Here is a 24,653-nt window from a genome sequence, read left to right on the forward strand (position 1 = left end):
ATGGCAAAAGATAACGACGCGGTCGGACTCGATCGCATGCTCGTTCTCGAAGTTGCGCGCGTCACCGAGGCGGCGGCGATCGCGGCAGCGAAGTTTTGCGGGCGCGGTAACGAGAAGGCCGCCGACAAGGCCGCGGTCGATGCGATGCGCCACGAGCTCGGGCGCGTCTCGCTGCGGGGCACGGTCGTCATCGGCGAAGGCGAGATGGACGAGGCGCCGATGCTCTACATCGGCGAGGAGGTCGGCAACGGCACCGGCCCGGAGGTCGATATCGCGGTCGATCCGCTCGAGGGCACAACGATCTGCGCCAAGAAGATGCCGAATGCGCTCGCGGTGCTGGCCATCGCTGAGCGCGGCGGCTTCCTGCACGCCCCCGACATGTACATGGACAAGATCGCCATCGGTCCGGGCTATCCGGAGGGCATCATCGACCTCGACGCGCCGGTCGGCGAGAACCTCGCGGCTTTGGCCAAAGCGAAGGGCGTTCCGGTCAGCAATCTCACGGCGTGCATATTGGACCGACCGCGGCATGCGGAGATCATCCGGGCCGTGCGCGAAGCGGGTGCCGGCGTGCAGCTCATTCCGGACGGCGATATCGCGGGCGTGATCTGGACCACGGATCCGGCGGAGACGGGCATCGACATCTACCTCGGCTCGGGTGGGGCGCCCGAAGGCGTGCTGGCCGCGGCGGCGCTGCGCTGCATCGGTGGCCAGATCCAGGGCAGGCTGATGCCGTCCAACGACGACGAGATCGCGCGCGCGAAGAAGATGGGCGTCAGCGACATTCGCAAGAAGTTTAAGCTCGAGGACATGGCGTCGTCGGATGTGATCTTCGCGGCGACGGGCGTGACCAGTGGCTCGCTGCTCTCCGGCGTGAAGCTCAGCGGAAACTCGGCCGAAACCGAGACGCTTATCATGCGCTCGAAGACTGGCACCGTGCGCCGAATCAAGAGCCGCTTCAGCGACATCGGCCACATGCTGGCGCAAAGCCGCGACTGATCCCGGCAGGGCCGCGATGCGGCGCTTCGTTTATGATCAAACGCGCCTACTTCGCTTCGAGCTTGAAGCCCGGTACGTCGATGCGCACGGCGGTCTGCTGGCTGTCGTAATAGAGATAGCCAAGCACGGCGATGCCGATCAGAAGCAGCAGGATCAGGATGTTTTTAGGGTCGCTCATGGGCGCCTCGTTCTGAAACCGTCTCGCTCCTCTGCCACAAGCCCGGCGTCCCGACAAGCTCCTGCAACTTGTGGACAAGCATGGGCAGGGGTCGCTCCTGCCTGCATCTCCTGAAACGCTTAGCAGAAGGCGAATCAGGGCGGGGGGTTCCACATGACGGCACTCAGGAAGGTCCGCGTTCCGGCGGAGATGCCGGAAGAAGCGGCGTTTCTCGGCGTGGTACAGTCGGCGCGGGGCTATCGCTGGCGCGAGACGCTTGAGGCGGGGCGGCTCAACGAGGCGGTGGCGATCAGCCAGCAGCATGCGCTGCCGGAGCTGTTGGGACGGGTGCTGGCAGCGCGCGGCGTGCGGCTCGACGACGTGCCGGTGTTCCTCGATCCGACGATCCGGGCGCTGATGCCTGATCCATCGACGTTGACGGATATGGACAAGGCGGCGAAGCGCTTGGCGGACGCCGTCGTGCGCCGCGAGCGCGTCGCAGTGTTCGGTGATTATGACGTCGATGGTGCGTGCTCATCGGCGCTGATGGCGCGCTTCCTTGCGCACCATGATGTGCGCTCGCGCATCTACATTCCGGATCGCCTGACCGAGGGGTACGGTCCGAACACGGATGCCATCGCGCAGCTCATCGGCGAAGGCGCCAATCTGATCGTCACGGTGGACTGCGGCACGACCAGCGTCGATGTGCTCGGCGGTGCGCCTGCGCAGGGTGCCGATGTTGTTGTCATCGATCACCATCAGGCCGATGAGACGCTGCCGGCGGTGCATGCGCTCGTCAATCCCAACCGGCTCGACGACATCTCGGGACAGGGGCATCTCTGTGCGGCGGGGGTGGTCTTCCTCGTGCTGGTGGCGACGGTGCGCGAGCTCAGGCAGCGGGGTTTCTACGGCGCGAGTAAGCCGGAGCCTCAGCTCATCCGCGATCTCGATCTCGTGGCTCTGGCGACGGTGGCGGACGTGGTGCCGCTTACGGGGCTCAACCGCGCCTACGTGACGAAGGGGCTCGCCATCATGCGCGAGCGCCAGAACGTCGGTTTGCGTGCTCTTGCGGATGCCGCCGGGCTCAGCGAGGCGCCGAACGCCTATCATCTCGGGTTCATCCTGGGGCCGCGCATCAATGCCGGAGGCCGCATCGGCGATGCGGCGCTGGGGGCGAAGCTGCTCTCGACGGAAGACGAGGGTGAAGCTGTGCGTATCGCGGCGCTGCTGGACCGGCTCAACAAAGAGCGCAAGGAGATCGAGCGGGCCGCGCTCGAGGAGGCCGTGGCGATGGCCGACCGCATGCTTGAAGAGGATGCCAACCTCAGTGTGCTCATGGTTGGCTCGCCCGAGTGGCATCGCGGCGTCGTCGGGCTCATCGCAAGCCGCATCACGGAGCGGTTCAAGCGGCCATCCTGCGTGATCGCATGGGACAACGCTGCAGCTGGTGGCGTCGTGTCGGGCACCGGGTCGCTGCGCTCGGTGGCGGGCATCGACATCGGCGCGGCCGTGCGCCAGGCCGTGGCCGCGGGCCATCTCGTCAAGGGGGGCGGTCACGCCATGGCGGCGGGGCTTACGGTTGATCAGGCGAAGCTCGACGACCTGAAGAGTTTCTTCGCGAGTGTGCTCGGCAACGCGGCGGTGCGTCTTTCGGAGCGTGCGGCGTTTGCGATCGACGGTGCGCTGACGCCGTCGGCTGTCACCGACACTCTGATTGATCTCATCGAGCGCGCGGGACCCTACGGGCAGGGCAATCCGCAGCCGCGGTTCGCGTTTCCTGCCCATCGGGTGAAGTTCGCCAAGCCGGTTGGCACGGCGCACATTCGCTGCGTGCTGGAAGCAGGGGACGGCTCGCGGCTCGATGCGGTTGCTTTCCGTGCTGCCGGGCAGCCGCTGGGCGATCTGTTGACGGCCGCCTCGGGGGCGTTGCCGGTGCATGTGGTGGGGCAGCTTCGCCGCGACACCTGGGGCGGGCGCAACCGCATCGAGCTTCAGATAGAGGATGCGGCTGATCCGCGCCAACAATGACGGGCGGTGTTGCGTGAAATTGGCGCGTCCGGGCCATGGGCTCGCGCACGGCTTGCGCCCGGGGCCATTCCTTCCTATACCACGCTGCCGCGCATCGGCGCTTCGCCTCAGCGAGCTTCTGGTCCCTTCGTCTATCGGTTAGGACGTCAGATTTTCAATCTGAAAAGACGGGTTCGACTCCCGTAGGGACCGCCATGTTATTGCTCAGGAATTTCGTTCCTGTTTTGTCATTCCCACTTTTCCACAGGTTTGCTTCTCGATCAGTTCGCGACGTTTCCGTGCGGTGGCCGCGCTCTGGGTTCCGTGCGCTTAACGTAGAGCCGTGCCGCGTTTGGGGTCTTGTGCATCGACGCACCCGTTGTCTCGGCTTCGGTCGCGCTGGACTCTCCGAGTCTCACCGAGTGTCACGTAAGTTGGAGTAGATGCCGGATCGAGGTTGATAGCCACTCGTGCGGCCGTGTTGGAGCAAATCTCAAGCTATCCGCGCTTGACCACCTTCTCGATCTGAAAAAGCGGCTTGAACTTGCGGGCAACGAGCGTCAGACGCATCCCCACCGGAACTGCGGGCAGTCCGCGCGTGAGCAGCGGGACCGTGACCCCGCTGTCCGTGAGAAGCTCGCCGTAGTCGCCGTACCAGACGGTAACTGTTCCGGTGAACACGTGCGTGTCCGGCTCAACAGGATAGGAGGTGTTCATCTCGAGATCCATTCTTTGATCGCCGCGTCCGGCCGTGAGGGAGGAGCGTATGCATTGGCGCTGGAAGGCACGAGGCAATCGGTTGTTTTGATGTTTGGGTGCGACGTCCGGGGGGCGATGCGATCGAGACGTCTGAAAGCTTTGCCTCGAAGCCGCTTGGTCGGCCGCTTACACCGTCGGAGGGCGCGAAGGCGCGCGATGCGCGCAGACTCGCGGCGTTGGCGGTTGAACGATCCGTCGCATCTCATGGCAGCGCGCCACAGAGCAGTGGAGGCTGCGGGTGCGCTCGACGATAACGACTGATTGGAATCGGTGTGGCATGAGTGGGTACCTCGCGGCGCGATACGGTCGCGCATTCCGCTTGGAGCAAGGCCGGGATGGCCCGCAGTCCCATTCGACAGTCAGTCTGCGAGGAATACGACTGACCTCATATGAAAAACGCTCTCCCTCGCGACGAGACTTTTGCTTATCCGGACGGTGCAGCGCAACAGAAAAATGCGCCGACGGGTGTCCCGGCTCCGCTGCCGTGCGAACACCCGTAATCAGCGCGCGAAGGCTGTGCCGGATCTACTCGGCGGCCTCCTTATAGCTCTCCAACGGCGGGCACGCGCAGACGAGATTTCGATCGCCGTAGACGTTGTCCACGCGGTTGACCGGCGGCCAGTACTTGTCGACTCGGAAGGCGCCTGGCGGAAAGCACGCGGCCTCGCGCGAGTAGGGCCGATCCCACGGGCCCACCAGATCCTCGACAGTGTGCGGCGCGTTCTTGAGCGGGTTGTTCTTACGGTCGATGAGGCCCTCCGCGATGGCGCGGGCCTCCTCACGGATGGCCAGCATCGCCGAGCAGAACCGATCCAGCTCGGCTTTGGTCTCGCTCTCCGTCGGCTCTATCATCAGCGTGCCGGCAACCGGCCAGCTCATGGTCGGCGCATGGAAGCCGCAGTCGATCAGCCGCTTGGCGATGTCGTCCACGGTGACGCCGGCGCTCTCCATGAGCGGACGCGTATCGATGATGCACTCGTGCGCCACGCGACCGTTCCGTCCGGTGTAGAGCACAGGGTAGGCACCCTCGAGCCGCCTGGCGATATAGTTGGCGTTGAGGATGGCGATACGGGTGGCCTGCGTGAGCCCTCGCCCGCCCATGAGCAGGCAATAGCTCCACGAGATCGGCAGGATCGACGCCGAGCCGTAAGGTGCCGCCGAGACGGTATGCTCGCGCCCATCCGTTTCGGGGTGCCCGGGCAGGAACGGGATGAGGTGCTCTCTGACCCCGATGGGTCCCATACCGGGGCCCCCACCCCCGTGTGGAATGCAAAACGTCTTGTGCAGATTAATGTGACCGACGTCGGCGCCGATGTCGCCGGGGCGCGCCAGGCCGACGAGCGCGTTGAGGTTGGCGCCGTCGAAATAGACCTGGCCGCCGTTGGCGTGCGTGATTTCGCAGAGCGCGATGACACTCTCCTCGAACACGCCGTGGGTCGAAGGATAAGTGATCATGCAGGCGGCCAGGCGGTCCTTGTGTCTCTCGGCCTTGGCGCGGAAGTCGGCAACGTCGATGTTGCCCTCCGCGTCTGTGCCGACGACGACGACCGACATGCCGCACATCTGCGCGGAGGCCGGGTTCGTGCCGTGCGCGGACGCCGGGATGAGGCAGACGTCGCGGTGGGGTTCCCTGCGGCTCCTGTGATAGGCGCGGATGGCGAGCAGCCCGGCGTATTCGCCCTGCGCGCCTGAGTTGGGCTGCATCGAGATCGCGTCATAGCCGGTGATCGCGCAAAGCTTCGCGCAGAGATCGTCGATCAACTCCCTGTAGCCCTCGACCTGGTCAGCGGGCACGAAGGGGTGCAACTCGCCGAACTCGGGCCAAGAGATCGGCAGCATCTCGGCGGTGGCGTTCAGCTTCATCGTGCACGAGCCGAGAGGGATCATAGAGCGGTCAAGCGCCAAGTCGCGGTCGGCGAGGCGACGCATGTAGCGCGTCATCTCGCTCTCCGCGCGGTTCATGTGGAAGATGGGATGCGTCAGGATCTCCGACGTGCGGATGAGATCCTGCGGCAGCCGCGAGGCGGGCCAGGCGTCCTGGTACCTGAGATCGAAGCCGCCGAAGGCACGCCATACGGCTTCCAGCGTGTCGGGGCGCGTGCGCTCGTCGACAGTGATGCCGATACGGTCGCTCCCGACCTTGCGCAGATTGATGGCGTTGTCGACGGCGTTCTTGAGGATCAGCCCCTGATAGGCGCCGACCTCGACCGTGATGGTGTCGAAGTAGGCGGCGGGGCTCACCTTGAAGCCGAGTGAGGTCAGTCCCTCGTCAAGACGCACGGCGTCGCGATGCACACGCTCGGCAATGGCCTTGAGCCCACGCGGCCCGTGGAACACGGCGTACATCGACGCGATGACGGCCAGCAGCACCTGGGACGTGCAGATATTCGAGGTCGCCTTCTCGCGGCGGATGTGCTGCTCGCGCGTTTGCAAGGCGAGACGGTAGGCGCGATTGCCGCGCGAGTCGACCGAGACGCCGACAATGCGGCCGGGAAGCGTGCGCTTGTAGGCGTCGCGCGTGGCCATGTAGGCTGCATGCGGTCCGCCGTAGCCCATCGGCACGCCATAGCGCTGCATGGACCCGACGGCGATGTCGGCGCCCATCTCGCCAGGAGACTTCAAGAGCGTAAGCGCCAGTGGGTCGGCGGCAACGACAGCGATGGCGCCGGCCGCATGCAGCTTCGCAATCGGATCTGAGAAGTCGTGGCAGGCACCGCACACGCCCGGATATTGGAACAGCGCGCCGAAGACGGTCCCGGGCTCGAGGTCGTGGAACGGATCGCCAACGACGACGCGCCAGCCGAGCGGCTCGGCGCGCGTTTTAACGACGGCGATGGTCTGCGGCAGACAATCCTTGTCGACGAAGAATGTGTCGGCTTTGGCGGTCGCCACACGATGCGCCATTGCCATCGCCTCGGCAGCCGCCGTTGCCTCGTCGAGCAGCGAAGCGTTGGCGATGTCGAGTCCGGTCAGATCGGAGACAAGCGTCTGGAAGTTGAGTAGCGCTTCAAGACGGCCTTGGCTGATCTCGGGCTGATAGGGTGAGTAGGCCGTATACCAGGCCGGGTTCTCGAAGATGTTGCGCTGGATGGCCGGCGGCATGGTGGTGCCGTGGTAACCCTGCCCGATGAGCGAGGTCAGCACGCGGTTCTTGTTGGCCGTAGCACGCACTTTGTCGAGTGCGCGGCGCTCGGACAGCGATTTGCCGAAGTCGATGCGCGACGTCTGACGGATCGAGGCCGGCACCGTCTCGTCGATCAGCGCGGCGAGGCTCTCAGCGCCGACGACAGCCAGCATTTCCGCAATCTCGGCGGCGGATGGCCCTATGTGGCGCCGATTGGCAAAATCATAAGGATCGTAGGAGCCGGGCATTGTCCTCTCCGCGCTAGGTATTGTCGCCGATCAGCGCCTTGTAGGACGCCTCGTCCATGAGACTGTCGAAGTCCGCGGCGCTCGCGAGTTTCATGCGGTAGAGCCAGCCCTTGCCAAGCGGGTCTGTGTTGACCAGGGCCGGGTCCTGAATGACGGCTTCATTGATCTCGACCACCTCGCCGTCGAGCGGCGCGAAGACGTCGGAGGCGGCCTTGACCGACTCGACCACGGCCGCGCCTTGCCCCTTCGTGAGCTTGGCACCGACCTTCGGCAGCTCGACGAAGACGAGATCGCCGAGCTGGGTCGAGGCATGTGCAGTGATGCCGACGGTGGCGACATCGCCATCCAGCATCAGCCATTCATGCTCTTCGGTGAATTTCGTCACGGCGGATCTCCTTCTCACGGCAGGCGGCTGTCGCCGCGTTTGAATCTCGGAGCGACGAATGGCAGCGATGCGACCGTCATCGGCAGCCGCTGGCCGCGCACCTCGGCGAGAACGACCGTGCCCGGCGTGGCCATCGCGCGCGGGACATAGCCCATGGCCACAGGCCGGTCGGCCGTCGGCCCGAACCCGCCGGACGTGACGGTGCCGATAGGTTCGCCCGCATCGTCGGATGTAAAGATCAGAGCGCCGGTGCGAACGGGCGCGCGCCCTTCGGCGAGCAATCCGACGCGGCGGCGGGCGGTTCCCTTTTCAATCTGATCGAGGACGGTGTCCGCTCCGGGAAAGCCGCCCGCGCGTGCGCCGCTGCGGTGGCGGACCTTCTGGATGGCCCACGCAAGGCCGGCCTCGACGGGCGTCGTCGCCTGATCGATGTCGGAACCGTAAAGACACAAGCCGGCCTCGAGACGCAGTGAATCACGCGCGCCGAGCCCGATCGGTGCGACAGCCGGATCTTCGAGCAGGGCCATTGCCACCTCGCACGCCTTCTCCAGAGGCAGAGAAATTTCGAACCCGTCCTCGCCCGTGTAGCCCGAGCGGGTGACGATGCAAGTTGCGTCAATGATGTCGAACGACCGCACGTCCAAGAACATCATGTCGCGGCACGCATGCGCATGACGCGCGAGAATGTCTTCGGCTTGCGGACCCTGCAGCGCGATAAGGGCGCGGTCGAGCCGCTCCACATCGCAAGCATCCGAGAGAGACGCACTGAGGCGCACTTCATCGGCATCCTTGCAGGCCGCGTTGACGACGAGGAGAAGATGATCGCCGCGATGCGCGATCATCAGGTCGTCCAGAATACCACCGGCGTCGTTGGTGAAGACCGCATAGCGCTGACGGCCCGGGGCGAGCCCGAGCACGTCAACCGGAACCAGCCGCTCGAGCGCCCGCGCGGCATCCTCGAGCCGCCCAGATTTGGCGCGGAGTGCGATCTGCCCCATGTGTGACACGTCGAACAGGCCAGCAGCGGCGCGCGTGTGCAGGTGCTCCTTGAGGACGCCGGGAGCATAGTTGACCGGCATCTCGTAACCGGCGAACGGTACCATGCGTGCGCCACGCGCCACATGCAGCGCATGGAGCGGCGTGCGTTTGAGAACTGCGGAAGAATCGGCGTGCGGCGTATCGCTCACGTCGGGGCTCCATCTCTCTCTCGCGCACGAAACGTGCACGGAAATGAGCCCCCTCTGTCGCGAAACCTGAAAGATTAGGCGCCTTGCCCGCCAAGTTCCCGGCGGGATCGGCCCCTTGTCATCGTCGGTGGATGAAACGGATCACTGTCTCATCGCTTTCCAGAGCGTCATCGGACTGCGGTCCGTTTGCCTGAGAGATTCCGGGGCGGTTGCTCCTTCGGCGCCAGCCTAGCACAAGGCAGGCTGATCTCTTCCGCAGTCCATAGTTGACGCGCAAAACATGGAGAGCTTTGCGATCGGGGTCAAGTTCGTCTTTGGTTGGGACAGTCTTCGCTCTTTCGTGGCAAATCGAAAACGCGACTTCCTGGCGAACAGTTCGACCACAAGCTCGTCCTCGCAAATTGCAGCTCTGGAAAAGCAGATCACCGCCAAGGAGACCGGGGTCATCTACGGCGAGCGCATAGACTTTCATTTGGGAATAAAGAATGCCCCGGAGGAGTTAGCCTCCGGGGGGCCCTTATCCCGAGGCGTGTGGTGGCAGCAGCGCTCAATGCGTTGACGGGGAAGCGGTCTCGGCGACAAGCTGATCAATGACGGCGATGAATGCGTCGCGCTCATCGCAGCCGTCTGCCAAGGCTTGTTTCCAAGTTTTCAGTTGTCGATCTGCGCTCGTGCCTGTGGTCGCGATCTCGCGCAAGTTGGCGATCTCACGCTCGCAGTCCAGTGCCCGCGCATCCTCGGCAATGAGCTCACAGAGTTCTTCCGCGAGGTTGGCGAATGGGACCAACGAGCCGATACTCAGATCAAGCAATGTGCCCGAGGCACCGTATCGTTGGGCGCGCCATCGGTTCTCGTCGATCAGGGAGATGGGATACGTGCGCCATTTCAGATTGCTTCGTTTTCGTCGCCATAGCATTCGCAAAATGCACAAGTAAGCAGCGGTAATCGTCAGTGTGTCGTCGATGCGAGGACAGACATCGCAGATTCGCATTTCGAGCGTGGGGAACCGCGCCGACGGCCGAAGGTCCCACCAAATCTTGCTTCCATCCTCGATTATCCCGGCGTTGATCAGAACGGCCAGAGTGCGCTGATACTCGCCCCAACTCGCAAATAGGCCCGGCAGGCCAGAGCGTGGAAGGCGGCTCATGACGGTCAGTCGATACGACTTGAGGCCGGTATCGATGCCACGCCAAAAGGGGGAAGACGTGGAAAGCGTGAGGAGGTGTGGCAGGAAGTATCGCGCTTGATTCATAAGGTCGATGCGCAAGTCGTCGTCCTCAATTCCGGCATGCACGTGCATCCCGCAAACTGCGAGCCCGCGGATTGCGCCCGCGAGTTCTCTATCAAGGTCCTTGTACCGCTCCTTGTCGGTTGTCCCTGTTTCGCCCGGCTGCGCGAACGGATGGGTGCCAGATGCGAGAAGCGCCAGGCCGTATTGGTCGGCAATATCGATCACGATCCGCCGCAGTTGGGCGAGTTCCCGTCTCGCGTCTTTGAAACTGCTTAGGGGCTGTGTCGCAACTTCGATTTGGGAGCGTAGAAATTCCGGGCCGACTTGAGGTCCTATATGGTCTTGAAGGTCCCGCATCATCGCCTCGGGTGCGACCGCAACGTCCCGTGTCTCCCGGTCGACCAAGTGAAATTCTTCCTCAATTCCGAAGGTGAGGGATGGCGCTCTGGCGATCACGGCGTTCCTCGAGGATTGTGCGACCTGGCGGCGAAGCTCTCATTCGGAACGGACAGATCGTTTCGAAGGGGCGCGTGCCCGTTCTACTTTCCCGCAGCGTCGATCCAAGACGTGGCGGGACACCGGATCGCTGACCTAAAGCGGCTTCGCGATGACGATCATCCGCCTGGGCCGAGCGGAGCTAGCACTCTGCTCTTACCACGTCGGGTCAAGACTGACGATGACGAGCCGCACCCGAGGCAGCCCAGCCGAATATCGAAATGCTCTCAAGGCTAGCTAAGCCAGTCTGTTGTCGTCGCGGCTGGGTGCTAGGCGCTCCTGCTCAAGGATTCGTGGAAGTCAGCCACAGATCAATTTGTTCAAATCCTTACAAGGGGGATAAAGAACCTCGGTAGCAACGCCGCTCCGGGGCTTTGTACGGGCTTGACTTTTTCCTCGCGCCGCCGCTCATTCACACTGTGAACGCCGGGGGGCGCCATGCCGGACAAGGCCAGCATTCAAACCGAACTCGATCTTATTGCGGCGCTCGAAAGGGGCGACGTGATCAGCCAGTCGGCGCTTTCCAAGCGGCTCGAGGTTTCGGTCGGTCTGGTCAATGCGCTTCTGCGGCGGGTGATCCGGAAGGGACTGGTCAAGACGCGCAAGGCGCCCTATCGGCGCTGGGCTTACTACCTCACGCCCAAGGGGTTGGCCGAGAAAAGCCGGCTTGTCGCGAAATATCTCGAAGCGTCTCTGGGGTTCTTCCGGAAGGCGCGTGATGAGTACGGCCAGATTTTTATGGCCCTGCGCCGTGCCGGTGTTGATCGCGCCGTGCTTGTCGGACGTGGCGAGCTTGCGGAGATTGCCCTTCTGGCCGCGCGCGAGCACGAGATACGCATCGTCGGACTTCTCGATGCTGAGATGAACGAGGGCAGCTTTCTCGGTATCCCGGTGCTGCGGGGCCTTCACGATATCGACCGGACTGCTGGCCTGGTGATCACGGCGTCGCGCCATCCGCAGGAGGCCTACGATCGTCTCATGGGCGCGAGCGCCGAGCGGATCATTCATGCGCCGCCGTTGTTGCGTGTCGTCGTGGCGCCGCAGGAGCGAGGGGCGAAGGCGAGCAATGGATCGGACGTGTGATGGCGGTCGCCGTGACCGTTGCCGCGGTACTGCAGGGGTAACTGTTTGACAGGCGAAAGCTCAATGCTGTCGAAAGCTGCCAGCCTGATTGGCTCGCCTCGCCTGTGGTTGCAGGACGACCTGCTGCGTCGGCTGTTCAAGAACGCCGCGATGTTGTTCAGCGGCAGTATGGTGGCCTCTGCGCTTGGGCTTGTTTCTTTGGCGTTGACGGCGCGGGCGCTTGGTGCCGAGCGGCTCGGCGTTCTGGTGCTCATCACCACGTACGTTCTCATCATGGATCGGTTGGTGAATTTTCAGAGCTGGCAGGCCATCATTAAATTTGGTGCGGACGCGCTTGAAGAGAAACGGACCGACGACTTCAAGGCTCTCGTCCGGTTCGGTTTCCTCTTGGATGCGGGCACGGCGGTGCTGGGCGCGGCGCTGGCTGCGTGCGTTGCCTGGTTCGTCGGGCAGTGGCAGGGTTGGGACAGGGAGGTCGTGCTCATGGCCGCCCTCTACAGTCTGACGATCCTGTTTCATGTCAATGGCACGCCGACGGGTGTGCTGCGTCTCTTCGACAGATTTCATCTCGTCGCTTATCAGAACGTCATCGCGGCGAGTATCAAGCTTGTTGGCGTGTCCGCCGCGTTTTGGTTCGATGCCGGGCTGTGGACGTTCCTCGTCGTCTGGGCGGTGACAGACATCGTCGGCAACGCGGTGCTCGTTGTTTTGGCGATCAGGGAGTTACGTGCGCGCTCGCTGCTTCCCAGCCTCCGGCGAAAAGGACGTGAGGTGTCGGCTCTTTTCCACGGCATCTGGGGTTTCGCGCTGAGTTCGAATGCGAACACGGCGCTGCGCTCGGCGATCCGAGAGACGGATATCCTCGTGACCGGCGCCTTGCTTGGGCCCGCCGGCGCGGGCCTCTTCAGGATCGTCAAGAGCTTTGCGTCCGTGCTCGGGAAAATCGCGGATCCGCTTTATGCCTCGGCCTATCCGGAGATGGCGCGGCTCGTGTCCTCCGGCCGGCTGCCGGAGTTCCGCTCCTACTCGCTTCGCGCCTCAGTGCTTTCCGGTGCAGCGGGCCTTGCGCTTTTTGCCGGTGTATTCGTTTGTTCGTATCCGGCGTTGCAGCTTGCATTCGGTGCGGAGTACACGGCGGCCTATTGGCCGATGGTCGTCTACATGCTCGCCTATGTGGTGTGGTTCTTCTTCTATCCGTTGTCCGGCGCGGTGTTGGCATTCGGCAAACCGACGGCGAGCCTCGTCATCCTGCTTATATCGAGTGCCTTCTATTATCCCTTGCTGGTTGCGCTTACGAAAAGCTACGGGCTTCTGGGCGCCAGTCTGGCCTGCGTGATCTTCTACGTGGCGTGGGCCGCGATGATGTTTTTTGTCGTGGCCAAAGAATACAGTTTGCGCACGTCAGCCCAAGCACTCTCCGATCAACAGGTTCAATCCGTCTAAGCGGCGCGCTGCTTATCCAGGGAGCTTCAATGTTTCTCCTCGATCGCAAGTTCATAAGGCCCAGAGTATGGTCCAACAGAGAGCTGCGACGCATATCTCCCCATCTGTCGGGCAAGGTCGTAAACGTGTCAGGGTGGCAAGACCTCGACAAGGAAGGGCAGAGATACAAGGAGTACTTTCCCGGCGCGAGCGAGTACTGGATCAGCAATTTCCGTAGCGAGGCGCGCGGCTTCCAGGGCGATCTCGAGAATGAGTTCTTTCTGGATCTGGTGCAGGATCTCGACGATCCGCTTGCCGGAAAGTTCGACGTCGTTTTCAACCACACGGTGCTCGAGCACATTTTCGAGGTCAACAAGGCGTTCGCCAATCTCTGCCGGTTGAGCCGAGATGTCGTCATCGTCGTGGTGCCATTCCTGCAGGAGGAGCACGCGGACTACGGCGATTATTGGCGGTTTACGCCGCAGGCGGTCGATAAGCTGTTTCAGGCAAACGGCTTCGAAACGGTCTACGTCAACTACAACGACGATCGCAATGCATCGATCTATCTGCTCGCGGTGGGAAGCAGGAACCCGGAACGCTGGCAGCGTATCGCGGGGCTGGACGGGAACAAGAAGGAGACCATTTACGACCCGCGCGTCGGGGCGGGGATGAACGTGATCCAGAATCCCTATGCGCTCAAAGTGCAGAAGAAGCTCGCCTACGAGGCGAAGCGCCTGATGTCCTGGCTTAGATGAGAATATCCTACATCTCGCAATCGACCGTTCCGTCCCGCTCGGCCAACAGCATCCATGTGATGAAGATGTGCCAGGCGTTCGCGCGCAACGGGCATGAGGTGAGGCTTCTGGCTATGGATGATGTCGCGGGCCGGGAGCCTGGCGTCGAGGACGCTTACGATTTCCATGGCGTTGAGCGCAGCTTCGATCTCGTCCACCTTCCAGTGCCGCGCGTTCGCGGGGGCAACGCGCTCTATGGGCTTCTGTCTGGATTGCGGGCTGGCCGCAGCGCGCCGGATCTCGTTTATGCGCGCCATCTCGCGGGGTGCTTCTTTGCGGCGAGGCGCGGGCTGCCTGTCGTGCTGGAGGTGCACCATCCCTGGGATGATCGGCGGCGCGGCGAGGCGTGGATGTTCCGTAAAATCGCAGCATCAAAGTGCTTGCGGCGCCTCGTGGTGATCACGCACGCGCTCAAGGCATACCACGAAGAGCGTTATCCCGAGCTGGTCGGCAAAATACGCGTAGCCCCGGACGGGGCCGACCCTGTCGGGGATGACGTGCATGCGGTCGTGCTGCAAAACGCGGGCGAGCGCTTGCAGGTGGGGTACGTCGGTCACCTCTACGCCGGAAAGGGTATGGAGGTTGTTTCCGAGCTCGCGCGCAAATGCCCATGGGCCGATTTTCATGTCGTCGGTGGAAAGGACGAAGATCGTGCGCGTTGGCAGGCGCGCTGTGCGGATACGCGGAATTTGACCTTTCATGGACACGTCGCTCCCAACGACGTTGTGCGCTACATGCTGGCGTTGGACGTCGCGCTCTTGCCGAACCAGCCTTTCGTTGGCGTCGGCGCCAGCGGCGCCCGGGACATCGGTCCCTGGACCTCCCCGCTCAAGGCCTTCGAATATTTTGCTGCCAGACGGGCCATCATCGCGTCCGATCTGCCGGTCTTACGCGAGATCCTGCGGCACGAGAGCAATGCTTTGCTCTGTGCGCCGCGTGACATAGAGGATTGGGTGCGGAGCCTCGAACGCCTGAGGGATGATCCGGCGTTGCGGGCTCGTTTGGGGCAGGCCGGATTGGATGCCTTTCGCAAGAGCTATACGTGGCAGGCGAGGGCTGAGAATGTGCTTCGAGACTAGTGTGTCGCGGCGTCCATCACAGAGAGCGGCGGCGGACTGATGGCAGAAAGAATAAAATCGATCGGGGTCATGACGCCCAACTATCCCTCGCCGCGTTTCATCGAGCGTGGTGCCTTCATCGAGGCTCTCGTCAATCAATGGCAAGAGGAAGGTGTTGCGGTGAACGTCGTGGCGCCGATCTCGTGGCCGAACTGGATCAGGGGCTTGCGCCGCCCGCGCCAAAGCGTAGCGATCGCAGGCGACCGCGTCATCGCTCCTCATTATCCGACCTTTTCCGCCCGATCGGTCGGCGGAATTGATCTCGGCCGGCTCAGCGAATGGTCGTTCAACCGCGCGGCTGTCCGCGCATCGCTCAAGGCGCCGATTGCGGATGTCTACTACGGGCAGTTTCTGTTCAAAGGCGGAACCGCGGCCGTAAGAGCAGGCAAGGCTCTCGGGCGGCCGGCTTTCGCGGATCTCGGCGAGTCGCGGCTCTTGGAAGGGATGAGCGGTGAAGAGCAGGCCCGCGCGGCTGCGGTCGTCGCGGGGCTTGCCGGCGCGGTGTGCGTGTCCGAGCGTCTGAGAGACGAAGCCATCGCGCTTGGCGCCAAGCCGGAGCGCGTGCTGCTGGCGCCGAACCGTCCGGATCCACGCCGGTTCCGACCGCTTGATCGGCGCGAATGCCGGCGCACGCTCAAGCTTCCGGACGATGCCGTCATCGTGGTGTTCACCGGATACTTCACCGAACGCAAGGGGCCGCTTCGCGTGTTGGCCGCACTCGAGCGCCTCGAGAAGCCGGTGCTCGGAGTGTTTCTGGGGCGGGGGCCTCAGGCGCCGAGCGGGGCGCGTGTGCTCCACGCCGGGCCGGTCTCCAATTCGTTAGTTCCGCTGTGGCTCAATGCCGCCGATCTCATGATGCTGCCGACGCTCGCCGAGGGACACTGCAACGCCATCGCCGAGGCGTTGGCGTGCGCGCTGCCTGTCATCACCTCCGATATCTCCGATGTGCGTTGGCAGGTGCCGGCCGAGGGAAGCATTCTGGTCGATCCGCGTGACGTCGGCGCGCTGGCGTCGGCGCTTGCCGAGTTGGTGGACGATCCCGAGCGCCTCGCGCGGATGAGGGACAAGCTTCGCACGCGGCTCGCGGATACGTCTGCTCAGAGCCGAGGACGCGTGATCCTCGATTGGATGAACACGGTTGTGGCTGCTGGGGAGGGCAGCGCTCCGAAAGGTCGATAGGTTTGACAGGCCTGCTACTGGCCCGCATGCGCTCGATGGATGAGCGTGTCGACGAAGGGATGATGGGGGAAGATGCTTACGATCGTCATCCCATTTTTCAGGGATCAGGCCCGGCTCGAGGTGCTGCTCGATGGGCTCGTCGCGCAGAAGAAGTCCGCGGCGTTTCCGGTCGAGATCATTGCCGTCGACAACGACCCTGACGGTGGCTACGTGCCGCTCACGAGATTTTCGGATGATGTGCGCTTTGCGACCTGCGCCAAGCCCGGCTCCTATGCGGCCCGCAATGTCGGGGTTGGGATGGCTGAGGGGCGCGTGATTGCATTCACGGATGCTGATTGCACGCCTGCCCCGGGTTTCCTGGCCGCGCTTCACGCGTTCTATTCAGATGCTAACCAGTCAACCGCATTAGCGGCCGGAAAGGTCACCGTAGTAGCGCAAACGCCTGGCGCCGAAACGTTGGCGGAAGCTTACGACTGCCTCTTTGGCCTGCCGCAGGAGGCCTATGTGCAGCGCGGCTATGCCGTGACGGCAAATCTTGCTGTTCCGGCGCAGGCGTTCCGCGATGTTGGCGTGTTCGATGAAGCACATTTCTCGGGCGGAGATGCGGAGTTCTGCCGTCGCGCTACCGGGCAAGGCTACCGCCTCGTCTATTACGGAGCGGCTGAGGTTCTGCATCCTGCACGCCGAACGCTGTCCGAGCTTGCCAACAAGATGGATCGCGTCATTGGCGCCCAAGTGGATCGGGCGGGTCTGCTTGGCACCGTTCCGCTGATTGCGCGCGCGATGGCCCGGGGTGTGCTCTCGCTCGTCGAGCTGGTGCGCCGGCCAGCTGCCTGGCGAACGAAGGGCAAGGCCGCTGTGGTTGTGCTCTACCTCTCGATGGCGCGGCTCTATTTCATCGTCTACCACGCGCTGCCGTTTTCCAAACGCAGGAGATAGCGGTCTCATCCCCCGATCGAGAAATTTGGCGAACGTCGCGAGAAATGGGGCGAATAGAAGGGGTCCGTTTGCAGCGCTTTTCCCCACGTGCGCTGCATATACGCCACCTCGCGCTGGAAGCGGCTGTTCAGATGATCGTCCTTGCCGCGCGATACGCTTTCCAGATGATACAACTCCGCGTAAGGCGTCCAGACGTTGCTGTAGCCCGCCTCGCGCACCCGTAGGCAGAAATCCACGTCATTGAACGCCACAGCGAGGTCTTTTTCGTTCAGGCCGCCGATTTCCTCATAGATGCTTTTACGAACGACGAGGCAGGCGCCCGTCACCGCCGAATAGTTGTTCAGCACCACGGCCCTGCCGAAGTAGCCGAACGCCGTGCGTGCCTCCATCAGATGGGCGTGGTTTGCCACGCCGCCAACCCCGAGCACGACGCCTGCGTGCTGGATGGTGTCGTCGGCATAGTAGAGCTTGGCGCCGACGCAACCGATGTCCGGCTGCGTGGCCCAGGAGATCATTTCGCCAAGCCAGTCGGGAGAGATCACCTCGATGTCATTGTTGACGAGACCGATGACGGTGCCGGCGGCCTCGCCGACCGCGAAATTGTTGATTGCGGCATAATTGAACGGCTTGTCGTAGCGCAGCACGCGCGTGCGCGGTTCCTCCGCAAGGGCGTCGAGGTACCGGCGTGTCTCCTGCTCGGTCGATCCGTTGTCGACGACGATGATCTCGTAGTTCGCGTACGTTGTTTTGTTTCGGATCGAACCGATGCAGCGGCTCAGCATATCGAGCCTGTCGCGCGTCGGGATGATGAGGCTTGCCAGCGGCTGGGGCTCCGGCAAGCCGAGGCGCAGGCGGTAGAACGGGCCGCGCGGGGCGGGCTCGGCCGTGGCCCTCAGGCCGCTGCGCGCCACGTGCTCCTGCAGCGCGCTGAGGCCCGCAGAATAAGCATAGGTTTTCTGCTCGCCGCCTGCTGCCGTCGATCCCTCGACTGCGCGCCAGTGATACAGGATCTTGGGAACGTGGCGGATCTTGCTTGGATCGATCCGCTCGAATATGCGCAGGTTGAGATCGTAATCCTGGCTTCCTTCGAAGCCCTTGCGCCAGGCGCCGACGGCGCGGATGTTGGCCGCGCGGTGCACCGTCAGGTGGTTCAGGTAGTTCTGTGCGCGAAACAGCTCACGCGAGAAATCCGGCTTGAAATGCGGCTCGAAGCGATAGGCTCCGGTCGGATCGATCTTGTCCTCGTCGGAGTAGATGAGTTCGGCGTCCGGATGGCGGGCGATCTCGAGTGCGACCTCGGCCAGTGCGTTCGGGCTCAACAGATCATCGTGATCCATCAGCGCGACCCAGGCGCCGGAGGCCAACGCGAAAGCCGAGTTCGTAGCTTCTGAAATGTGGCCATTGCTGGGGCGGATCACGAGTTTGATGCGCGGATCGCGCACGGCATAGTCCGCCAGCAGCAGTCTGACGTGCGCCGCGGGCGAGGCATCGTCCGCAATGCACAACTCCCAGTTATGGTAAACTTGGGCGCGTACGCTCTCGATCGCGGCCCGAAGCAGGTCCTCTGGCGGATTGTAAACGGGCATAACCACCGAGATCAGCGGCGGATCTGCGATAGCCGAGACGCGCGCGCGCAGAGCCACGATATCGGCCTCTTCTAGTGTATCGTGCCTCAGGATCCACGTCTGGTAGTCGAGAGCTTCCTCTTCGCCGCGGAGCGCGTTACGGAGGGCCTTGACGAGCCCCTGGATACCCTGGCTCTTGACGATGGCCATGGCCTTCCGGCTGCTGTTGAGCAGGTCGGAAGGGGACCTCATCCGATGGCTAATCAGGGCCATGGTGAGGCCTAGGGAATGCCTCATGTTGCCTATTCGCGAGGTTGACATCGAAGCTGAACGTGCCGCCGACCGTACCTCGGAGGGGCGCGTGCATTTGACGGGGTGTCGGGAGGGAACGCAAGCGGGAAGGTGTGCGTAAACCAAGACGCTAATCGCTCGGCTGCAAATACCGGTTGCGGTTATATCCCAGGGGCTGGATCTTGCATCCGGTAGGGCGGCGGGGCACGAGTATCGGAGTTGGTGGGTGTCAGATTCCAGTGACGGCGACAGTCTTGCGGTGGATACCTTCGAGGAGGTCCGGCCGCTGTTGCTGAGGTCCATGTTTTGGCGACCGGCCTACATTTCGCGGTCGGCGTGGCTGGACCATATTCCCTTTGCCTTCTGGCTCATTGAAGCGCATCGGCCGACGACGCTGGTCGAGCTTGGCACCCAGTTCGGGGCGTCCTATTTTGCCTTCTGTCAGGCCGTCGATCGGCTGGGGCTGGATGCCAAATGCTACGCCGTCGATACGTGGAAGGGGGATGAGCACGCGGGTTTCTACGGTGAGGAGGTCTTTGCCGGCGTTAACGGCCACAATGAAGCGCGCTACTCGGGATTTTCGCGACTTGTCAGATCTACATTCGATGATGCGCTAGGCTATTTTTCCGACGGTACGATCGACCTTCTGCACATTGATGGCCTGCATACACTCGAGGCCGTCGCTCACGACTTTGAAAGCTGGTTACCAAAGCTGACCGACGATGCGGTTGTCTTGTTTCACGATACGAACGTGCGCGAGCGCGGGTTCGGCGTGTTCCAGTGTTTCGAGGAGCTGAGAAAGACCTATCCCTCGTTCGAGTTCGTGCATGGGCATGGGCTTGGTGTTCTCGGCGTCGGCAAAGAACAGAAGCCGCTGCTGTCGTGGCTGTTCGAGGCAAACGACAAGCCGGTACTGCGCCGGTCAATTCGGGAAATTTTTTCCCGCTTGGGCAGTAGCTGCAATCAAGCCCTCCTCCTGCAAAAAGGCGCCGAACAGCAGAAGAGAAGCGAGGCAAAGCTTGCAGAAGCGCAGGGTGCGCTGACAGCCGTGAAATCCGCTGCAGCCGCACGCGACACGGAGGTGGCGGCGCAGATCGCAAAGCTCGATGGTGAGCGAACACGTCTGTTCAGCAGCCTCGAAGCGCTTGGGCGTAGCCGCGAACAAGAAACAGCGGCCTATGAGGCACGACTTGCCCAACTCGAGCTTGAACTTGGAGATCGCTCGCAGCAGGTCTATTCGTTGACACAGCGACGCAGCGATCAGTCAATCGGGCGTAACGACGGCATCGCGGCGGTTGAGCTAAAACAGCTCGAGCAAACTCATGATCAGGAAATTTCCGCCTATGAAGCGAAGGTTCGCGAACTTGAGCGTGACCTCGCCGAGCGGTCTCGTGAGGTTGAGACGCTAACTCAAAGGTTGGAGGACGCCACAGCCGAGGCTGAAGCGGCTGAGGCCGCTTTGCTGCGGGCTGCCGAGGCTGAAACGCTGGCCCAGCAACTCACCGGAGAGGTCGAGCGCCTGAAGGCGAACGTTTCCGATCGTTTCCGTGAGCTTGGCGAGGTGGGGCACCTGCTGCAGGCAAAGACCGCGGAGACGCAAAAACTTGCTGAGCTTGAGGCGGCTGTTGATGAGCGTGTCGCGCAGGCGGAGTCTCAGCTCGCGTTGGAGAAGTCAGAAGTCGCCAAGCTCGGCGCCAACGTCGCGGATCGCTTCCAGGAGCTGGCGACAATGTCGCGACTTCTGAAGGATCGGTCGGCCGAAGTGGAGAAGCTTTCGCGCAGCGAAGCGGCGGCCCTGGCGCGTTCCAAGGAGGCCGAGGCCTTGGCGGATCGCCGCAAGAGTGAAATAGAGCGCCTGGAGGCCAACGTTGCCGCGCGTTTTCGCGAAATTGCGACGTTGAGCCGGCTGTTGAAAGACCAGGGGCGCGCCGAGTGCGAACAGATGCCCGGGATATCCGAGCAGGGGAGACGAGCGCCGATCCTGGGAGGATTGACCGAGGTCAATGGCAGGTCGATCAGCGAACGTCTGGCTTTCGTGAGCGGTGGCGCCCAGGAAGCTGCCGCTCGGCTGAGGCAAGCGCTTGAGCCGATTGGCGGGCTGCGTTGGCGGATCGTGCGCCAGCGCAGGCTGGTGAAGGCGTCCGGCTTGTTCGATGCGCCTTGGTATCAGGCTCAGAACCCCGATGTTGCGGCTGCTGGAGCCGATCCGCTTGACCACTTCCTTCTGTTTGGCGGGCAGGAGGGGCGGTCACCTTCCCGTGCGTTCGACAGCGCTGCCTATCTGCGCGAAAATCTCGATGTGGCGAAGTCCGGACTCAATCCACTCGTGCATTATCTTGCCAGCGGCAGGGCTGAGGGCCGCCGCGCTTCGCCTCTACGATAAGGTGGACGCGTGGCTCTGATCAGAGCGCGGTGATCCGTTCGACTCGCGGCTCTCCATCTGAGCCAACGGGGTGATGAACTTCTGCTCGATAACGCTTCTTATGGCCCCTTTGTACTCGTCGCGCGCGAGCGCGCACGCGGTCTTTCTGGCTTCCAGCCCGCTCGAAAGCTGGGCGCGCCGATCGCTTCCCGTCCAGACACCTTGCGGGTGCTGGCGATAGACACTCATCACTCGGTTTATGAAGCCAATCTTGCCATAGCGGTCGAGGTGGAACGCGAGTGCAATCTCGTTCAGGCGCTTTTCGAACAGGACCGTTGGTAATGTTTTGATTAGGCCAGACCTGAACATGCAACATGAGAAGTTTGCGATCAGGTTCATGTTGGGGTCGGCCAAGAAATCGCTACCATCAAGCTTCGATTTCTTCAGCGCGGCTTGTCGCTCCAGAACCTTCCTGGTATCGCGCTGGATGTCGTGAACCTCGATCATCGAGAAGACCATCGAACAGTCAGGGTTTGAAATCAGGAACTCCGACTGAGCTTGCAGCTTATCATCGGCTGTCCAATAGTCATCGCCTTCCAGCACGGCAACGAAGCTGCCGCTGGCCGCATCGAATGATCGCCAAAAATTTTTAGAAATGCCGATGTTGTCGTCGCCGCCTATGCTTCTCACGATGTCTGGGTATTGGCGGCAGTAACTGTCGATGACGGCTTGGGTGCCATCCGTGGAGCCGTCGTTGGCTACGAGAATCTCGTGCACAAAGTTGCCGCGCTGCTTCAACGCGCTTTCGATGGCTCCGCCGATATATTCCTCTTGATTATACGTCGGGATGATCGTCGAGATCTTGAGCGAAACCTCTGTCAACGCCGGTATCCGCATGCTCCAAGGCGCAGATGCAGCTCGGCTGACGGTGGTACGTTGTGCTCGAGGAAGCTTGGGTGAAAGGTCGAGCTTGCGGGGCAGGAGCCGATCCAGCGTCTGCGATACACCTTCAAGCGCACTTTTGGTCGGCGGCACCACGGAGAGGTCGATCGCTCCATCGGCCTGAACAGAGGCGAGCGCGACCTTCGCATTCGGATTCTGCATGGCGGCGAGGCCGATCATGCGCTCCAGCCCGTGCTCGGGTGCGCCATCGCTCTGGAAGACCGTATTGTAGCTTGGTGTATCGTAAACGTGGCGCGCGAGCTTGAGAAGGATGGCGGGCCGAAGCCAGAGCATTGTGCCCGCAAAAAAGCCCCAGGTTTTATTGATGTCTTGTTCGTGTCCACACGCAATGGCGAATTTCTTTACCTGCTCCCAGGTTGGAGCAACGGAATTGCGCCGTCCTTCCTTAAAAAACTCAGCCGGGCCGGCAAGGCAAAGATCGGGGTCGGTGCGGAAGGCGTCGATGATCTGATCCGAGATATGCTCACTACCGAGCATCGAATAGAGGAAGTAATCGCGCCACAGATTACCCCATTTGCCGACATTGCGTTTCGTGTGCACTTTGCACACGAGATCGTAGTTGCAGAGTGTCGACGTCAAAGACAGGAACGGGCCGATGTCGGCCCCGGTGTTCGGAAACCTGAAGACCGTTGCTCTCGGGTGAGCCCGCCTTAACGCTTCGATCTCCGGATCGTCACCGGGATGCGAGGTCGTGATGAAGAGATCGTACTCGTGCGGGATGTTATCGACGTACTGAAGGCAGTCTGGCGCGATATTCTTATGATAGACGTGGAAAACGACCGCGATCTGTGGCTTCGCATTAGAGCGCGCGGGACGCGACGATGACATGAGCGTGCTTCGGGCTCTGTCTCGAATGTACTCCATCGACTTATTCAAGTCCGGCTTGGTCACGTACTCGGTGTTCGTGATCCTGGGTAGGTTGGTCCCATCGTAATAATCGACGCCGATGAAGCGCGCGCCTTGAACACGTGTTTGCGCAGCTATCCTCAGGATGTAATCCCAATCGACAAGGCGCCGGAGGCTTTCGTCGAATCCAATTCTAGCGAGCGAACTTTTAACGCAAAACGTATTCAAGTCTATGAAGTTGAGTTCCAGGCAGGACTCGAAATCAAACTCCGAGAAGAGCACTGCTCTTGTTTTGCCCGCGTCATCGATCAGATTTGCGGCGCAGTAAGCTGCCGAAAGATCGCGAGACGACGCAAACCGCAATAGGCGCTCGATGTGCTGCGGTCGCCACGTGTTGTCCGAGTCCAGGAAGAACACCCAGTCGCCACCTATGTGCTTCAAGGCGGTGTTTCTCGCTGCGGACACGCCGCGTCCTTTGTCGTGGCGATGGTACTTGATCCGGTCGTCTTGGAAGGAACGAACGCGCTCGGACGTATCATCGTCGCTGCCGTCGTCAACGACGATGAGTTCCCAATTGTCATGGCTTTGCTCCAGAATCGACTTTATTGCGCGACCAATGCAGCCGCCGCGATTGCGCGTCGGCATAATGATCGAAACCTTTGTGGGAGCTGTGTTGACGGATGCCCGTTCAAGGGAGGCGAGTAACTCCGCTTCCCTGGTTGTGTCCCACTTGGGCACATATCGCTCTATGATGCGCTTGCAGTCGGTTCTCTCGGTTGAGGGTCTGCATGTGCGATTTTCGGATTTGCCGACACGTGCGTAATGAAGCAACGGATTGAGTTTTTGCCTGGCCACGTCTGGGTTGACGTCCAGGTAATATCGCGTGCTGAAGGTTGGTGAGGGGTCGCGACCGAGAACCCATCCGAGCCACAGATAGTGCTCGATCGGGTTCATCCCCAGGTGTGTCACATCCGGGTATTGTCTCAGGTACCAATTTTCATCGAAAAGGCCTGATTTGCGGATGGTTTCGACGTCCGCTGCGCTGTACTTCAACAACTCACGCTCCACTCTTCTGCGTCGCCGCGAGAAGCCATCATAGAGCGTAGAGGTAGCGTGGATTTGTGCAGTGAACAACGCTGTCTGTGGGTAGTAGGCGGGCTGAATTTATTCCCGAATAAGGTGTGGGGGACATCTGATAATGGGCTAACGCGGCAACGCGTCTTATGCTGCCGGCGTAAACGCCTAATCCGTTCGCTGGATATAATCATCCGGATGCATACGGAGTGCCGCCCGCTCGGGAATCGGGCCCAAGCAGGCGGCGTGCCGCGAGGCCAGCCCGGACGGGTCCGCACCCTCGCGACTCCGATTGTTTATCAGTGCCGCGCCCGCGCCTTCACCTGTGAGATCTGATAGTTGCCTCAAATGCTCGGCTTGGTGACGAGCGATCCTGTCAGTGCGCAGACGAAGAGTGCCTCGAAGTTGTTCGCCGTCTGATAAAG

18 protein-coding genes, 1 tRNA gene and 1 riboswitch are annotated in these 24,653 nt (G+C 62.0%); of the genes, 11 read left to right on the plus strand and 8 right to left on the minus strand.

Annotation, left to right across the window (positions count from 1 at the left end; all coding sequences use genetic code 11):
• Positions 1-999, plus strand: coding sequence for a class II fructose-bisphosphatase (gene glpX, locus CS1GBM3_RS00575; RefSeq protein ID WP_072389970.1), 999 nt, complete (start codon positions 1-3; stop codon positions 997-999).
• Between the two features lie 46 nt (positions 1,000-1,045).
• On the opposite strand, the gene CS1GBM3_RS20200 is transcribed toward glpX, so the two are convergent.
• Entirely contained in the window at positions 1,046-1,177 is a 132-nt protein-coding gene (locus CS1GBM3_RS20200) for a hypothetical protein (RefSeq protein WP_280172539.1), read from the minus strand.
• A gap of 153 nt (positions 1,178-1,330) precedes the next feature.
• On the opposite strand from CS1GBM3_RS20200, the gene recJ reads away from it, so the two are divergent.
• Together recJ and CS1GBM3_RS00585 are read left to right on the plus strand one after the other, a co-directional pair.
• Positions 1,331-3,184: a single-stranded-DNA-specific exonuclease RecJ gene (gene recJ, locus CS1GBM3_RS00580; protein WP_072389972.1), complete on the plus strand. Its 1,854-nt coding sequence runs from the start codon at positions 1,331-1,333 to the stop codon at positions 3,182-3,184.
• A gap of 120 nt (positions 3,185-3,304) precedes the next feature.
• Positions 3,305-3,379, plus strand: a tRNA-Glu gene (locus CS1GBM3_RS00585).
• A 282-nt stretch (positions 3,380-3,661) separates the two neighbouring features.
• Here the strand turns inward: CS1GBM3_RS00585 and CS1GBM3_RS00590 are convergent.
• The 4 genes from CS1GBM3_RS00590 to gcvT form a co-directional block, all read right to left on the minus strand.
• Positions 3,662-3,892 (minus strand): hypothetical protein, encoded by a 231-nt coding sequence (locus tag CS1GBM3_RS00590; protein WP_244534509.1) that lies wholly within the window; start codon positions 3,890-3,892, stop codon positions 3,662-3,664.
• 555 nt (positions 3,893-4,447) lie between these two features.
• Complete coding sequence (gene gcvP, locus CS1GBM3_RS00595) at positions 4,448-7,294, minus strand: aminomethyl-transferring glycine dehydrogenase (protein ID WP_072389974.1); 2,847 nt, start codon at positions 7,292-7,294, stop codon at positions 4,448-4,450.
• Positions 7,295-7,307: 13 nt separating this feature from the next.
• Positions 7,308-7,679: a glycine cleavage system protein GcvH gene (gene gcvH, locus CS1GBM3_RS00600; RefSeq protein WP_072389976.1), complete on the minus strand. Its 372-nt coding sequence runs from the start codon at positions 7,677-7,679 to the stop codon at positions 7,308-7,310.
• A gap of 14 nt (positions 7,680-7,693) precedes the next feature.
• A complete protein-coding gene (gcvT, locus tag CS1GBM3_RS00605) occupies positions 7,694-8,866 on the minus strand; it encodes a glycine cleavage system aminomethyltransferase GcvT (protein WP_072389978.1) in 1,173 nt (390 codons plus the stop codon).
• 168 nt (positions 8,867-9,034) lie between these two features.
• A riboswitch (glycine riboswitch) is annotated at positions 9,035-9,132 on the minus strand.
• 14 nt (positions 9,133-9,146) lie between these two features.
• On the opposite strand from gcvT, the gene CS1GBM3_RS19385 reads away from it, so the two are divergent.
• On the plus strand, positions 9,147-9,425 hold the full coding sequence (locus CS1GBM3_RS19385; RefSeq protein WP_139247710.1) for a hypothetical protein: 279 nt from the start codon (positions 9,147-9,149) through the stop codon (positions 9,423-9,425).
• On the opposite strand, the gene CS1GBM3_RS00610 is transcribed toward CS1GBM3_RS19385, so the two are convergent.
• The gene (locus tag CS1GBM3_RS00610) at positions 9,414-10,553 is read right to left on the minus strand and encodes a carboxylate-amine ligase (RefSeq protein WP_139247711.1); all 1,140 of its coding nucleotides are present in this window, start codon (positions 10,551-10,553) and stop codon (positions 9,414-9,416) included. The two genes, CS1GBM3_RS19385 and CS1GBM3_RS00610, sit on opposite strands and share 12 nt — an antisense overlap.
• A 477-nt stretch (positions 10,554-11,030) precedes the next feature.
• Here CS1GBM3_RS00610 and CS1GBM3_RS00615 point away from each other — a divergent pair, with 477 nt between their 5' ends.
• The 6 genes from CS1GBM3_RS00615 (at position 11,031) to CS1GBM3_RS00640 (ending at position 17,127) form a co-directional block, all read left to right on the plus strand.
• Entirely contained in the window at positions 11,031-11,675 is a 645-nt protein-coding gene (locus CS1GBM3_RS00615; RefSeq protein ID WP_072389981.1) for a winged helix-turn-helix transcriptional regulator, read from the plus strand.
• 63 nt (positions 11,676-11,738) lie between these two features.
• Positions 11,739-13,118 carry a lipopolysaccharide biosynthesis protein gene (locus CS1GBM3_RS00620; protein ID WP_072389984.1) on the plus strand — a complete coding sequence of 460 codons (1,380 nt, stop codon included), beginning with the start codon at positions 11,739-11,741 and terminating at the stop codon, positions 13,116-13,118.
• A 125-nt stretch (positions 13,119-13,243) separates the two neighbouring features.
• Positions 13,244-13,852 (plus strand): methyltransferase domain-containing protein, encoded by a 609-nt coding sequence (locus CS1GBM3_RS00625; protein ID WP_139247712.1) that lies wholly within the window; start codon positions 13,244-13,246, stop codon positions 13,850-13,852.
• Complete coding sequence (locus CS1GBM3_RS00630; protein WP_072389990.1) at positions 13,849-14,970, plus strand: glycosyltransferase family 4 protein; 1,122 nt, start codon at positions 13,849-13,851, stop codon at positions 14,968-14,970. The genes CS1GBM3_RS00625 and CS1GBM3_RS00630 overlap by 4 nt, the downstream gene beginning before the upstream one ends.
• A 39-nt stretch (positions 14,971-15,009) precedes the next feature.
• Positions 15,010-16,188 carry a glycosyltransferase gene (locus tag CS1GBM3_RS00635; RefSeq protein ID WP_083566924.1) on the plus strand — a complete coding sequence of 393 codons (1,179 nt, stop codon included), beginning with the start codon at positions 15,010-15,012 and terminating at the stop codon, positions 16,186-16,188.
• A gap of 72 nt (positions 16,189-16,260) precedes the next feature.
• Positions 16,261-17,127 (plus strand): glycosyltransferase family 2 protein, encoded by an 867-nt coding sequence (locus tag CS1GBM3_RS00640; protein WP_072389996.1) that lies wholly within the window; start codon positions 16,261-16,263, stop codon positions 17,125-17,127.
• A 5-nt stretch (positions 17,128-17,132) separates the two neighbouring features.
• Here CS1GBM3_RS00640 and CS1GBM3_RS00645 read toward each other — a convergent pair whose 3' ends face one another.
• Positions 17,133-18,902: a glycosyltransferase family 2 protein gene (locus CS1GBM3_RS00645; RefSeq protein ID WP_083566925.1), complete on the minus strand. Its 1,770-nt coding sequence runs from the start codon at positions 18,900-18,902 to the stop codon at positions 17,133-17,135.
• Positions 18,903-19,209: 307 nt separating this feature from the next.
• Between CS1GBM3_RS00645 and CS1GBM3_RS19995 the strand changes: the two genes are divergently transcribed.
• On the plus strand, positions 19,210-21,366 hold the full coding sequence (locus CS1GBM3_RS19995; protein WP_244534510.1) for a class I SAM-dependent methyltransferase: 2,157 nt from the start codon (positions 19,210-19,212) through the stop codon (positions 21,364-21,366).
• Here CS1GBM3_RS19995 and CS1GBM3_RS00660 read toward each other — a convergent pair.
• Positions 21,358-24,210, minus strand: coding sequence for a glycosyltransferase (locus CS1GBM3_RS00660; RefSeq protein WP_139247713.1), 2,853 nt, complete (start codon positions 24,208-24,210; stop codon positions 21,358-21,360). The two genes, CS1GBM3_RS19995 and CS1GBM3_RS00660, sit on opposite strands and share 9 nt — an antisense overlap.
• Positions 24,211-24,653: the final 443 nt, after the last annotated feature.

It is taken from the genome of Hyphomicrobium sp. CS1GBMeth3 (genome assembly GCF_900117455.1).
Lineage (GTDB): Bacteria > Pseudomonadota > Alphaproteobacteria > Rhizobiales > Hyphomicrobiaceae > Hyphomicrobium_C.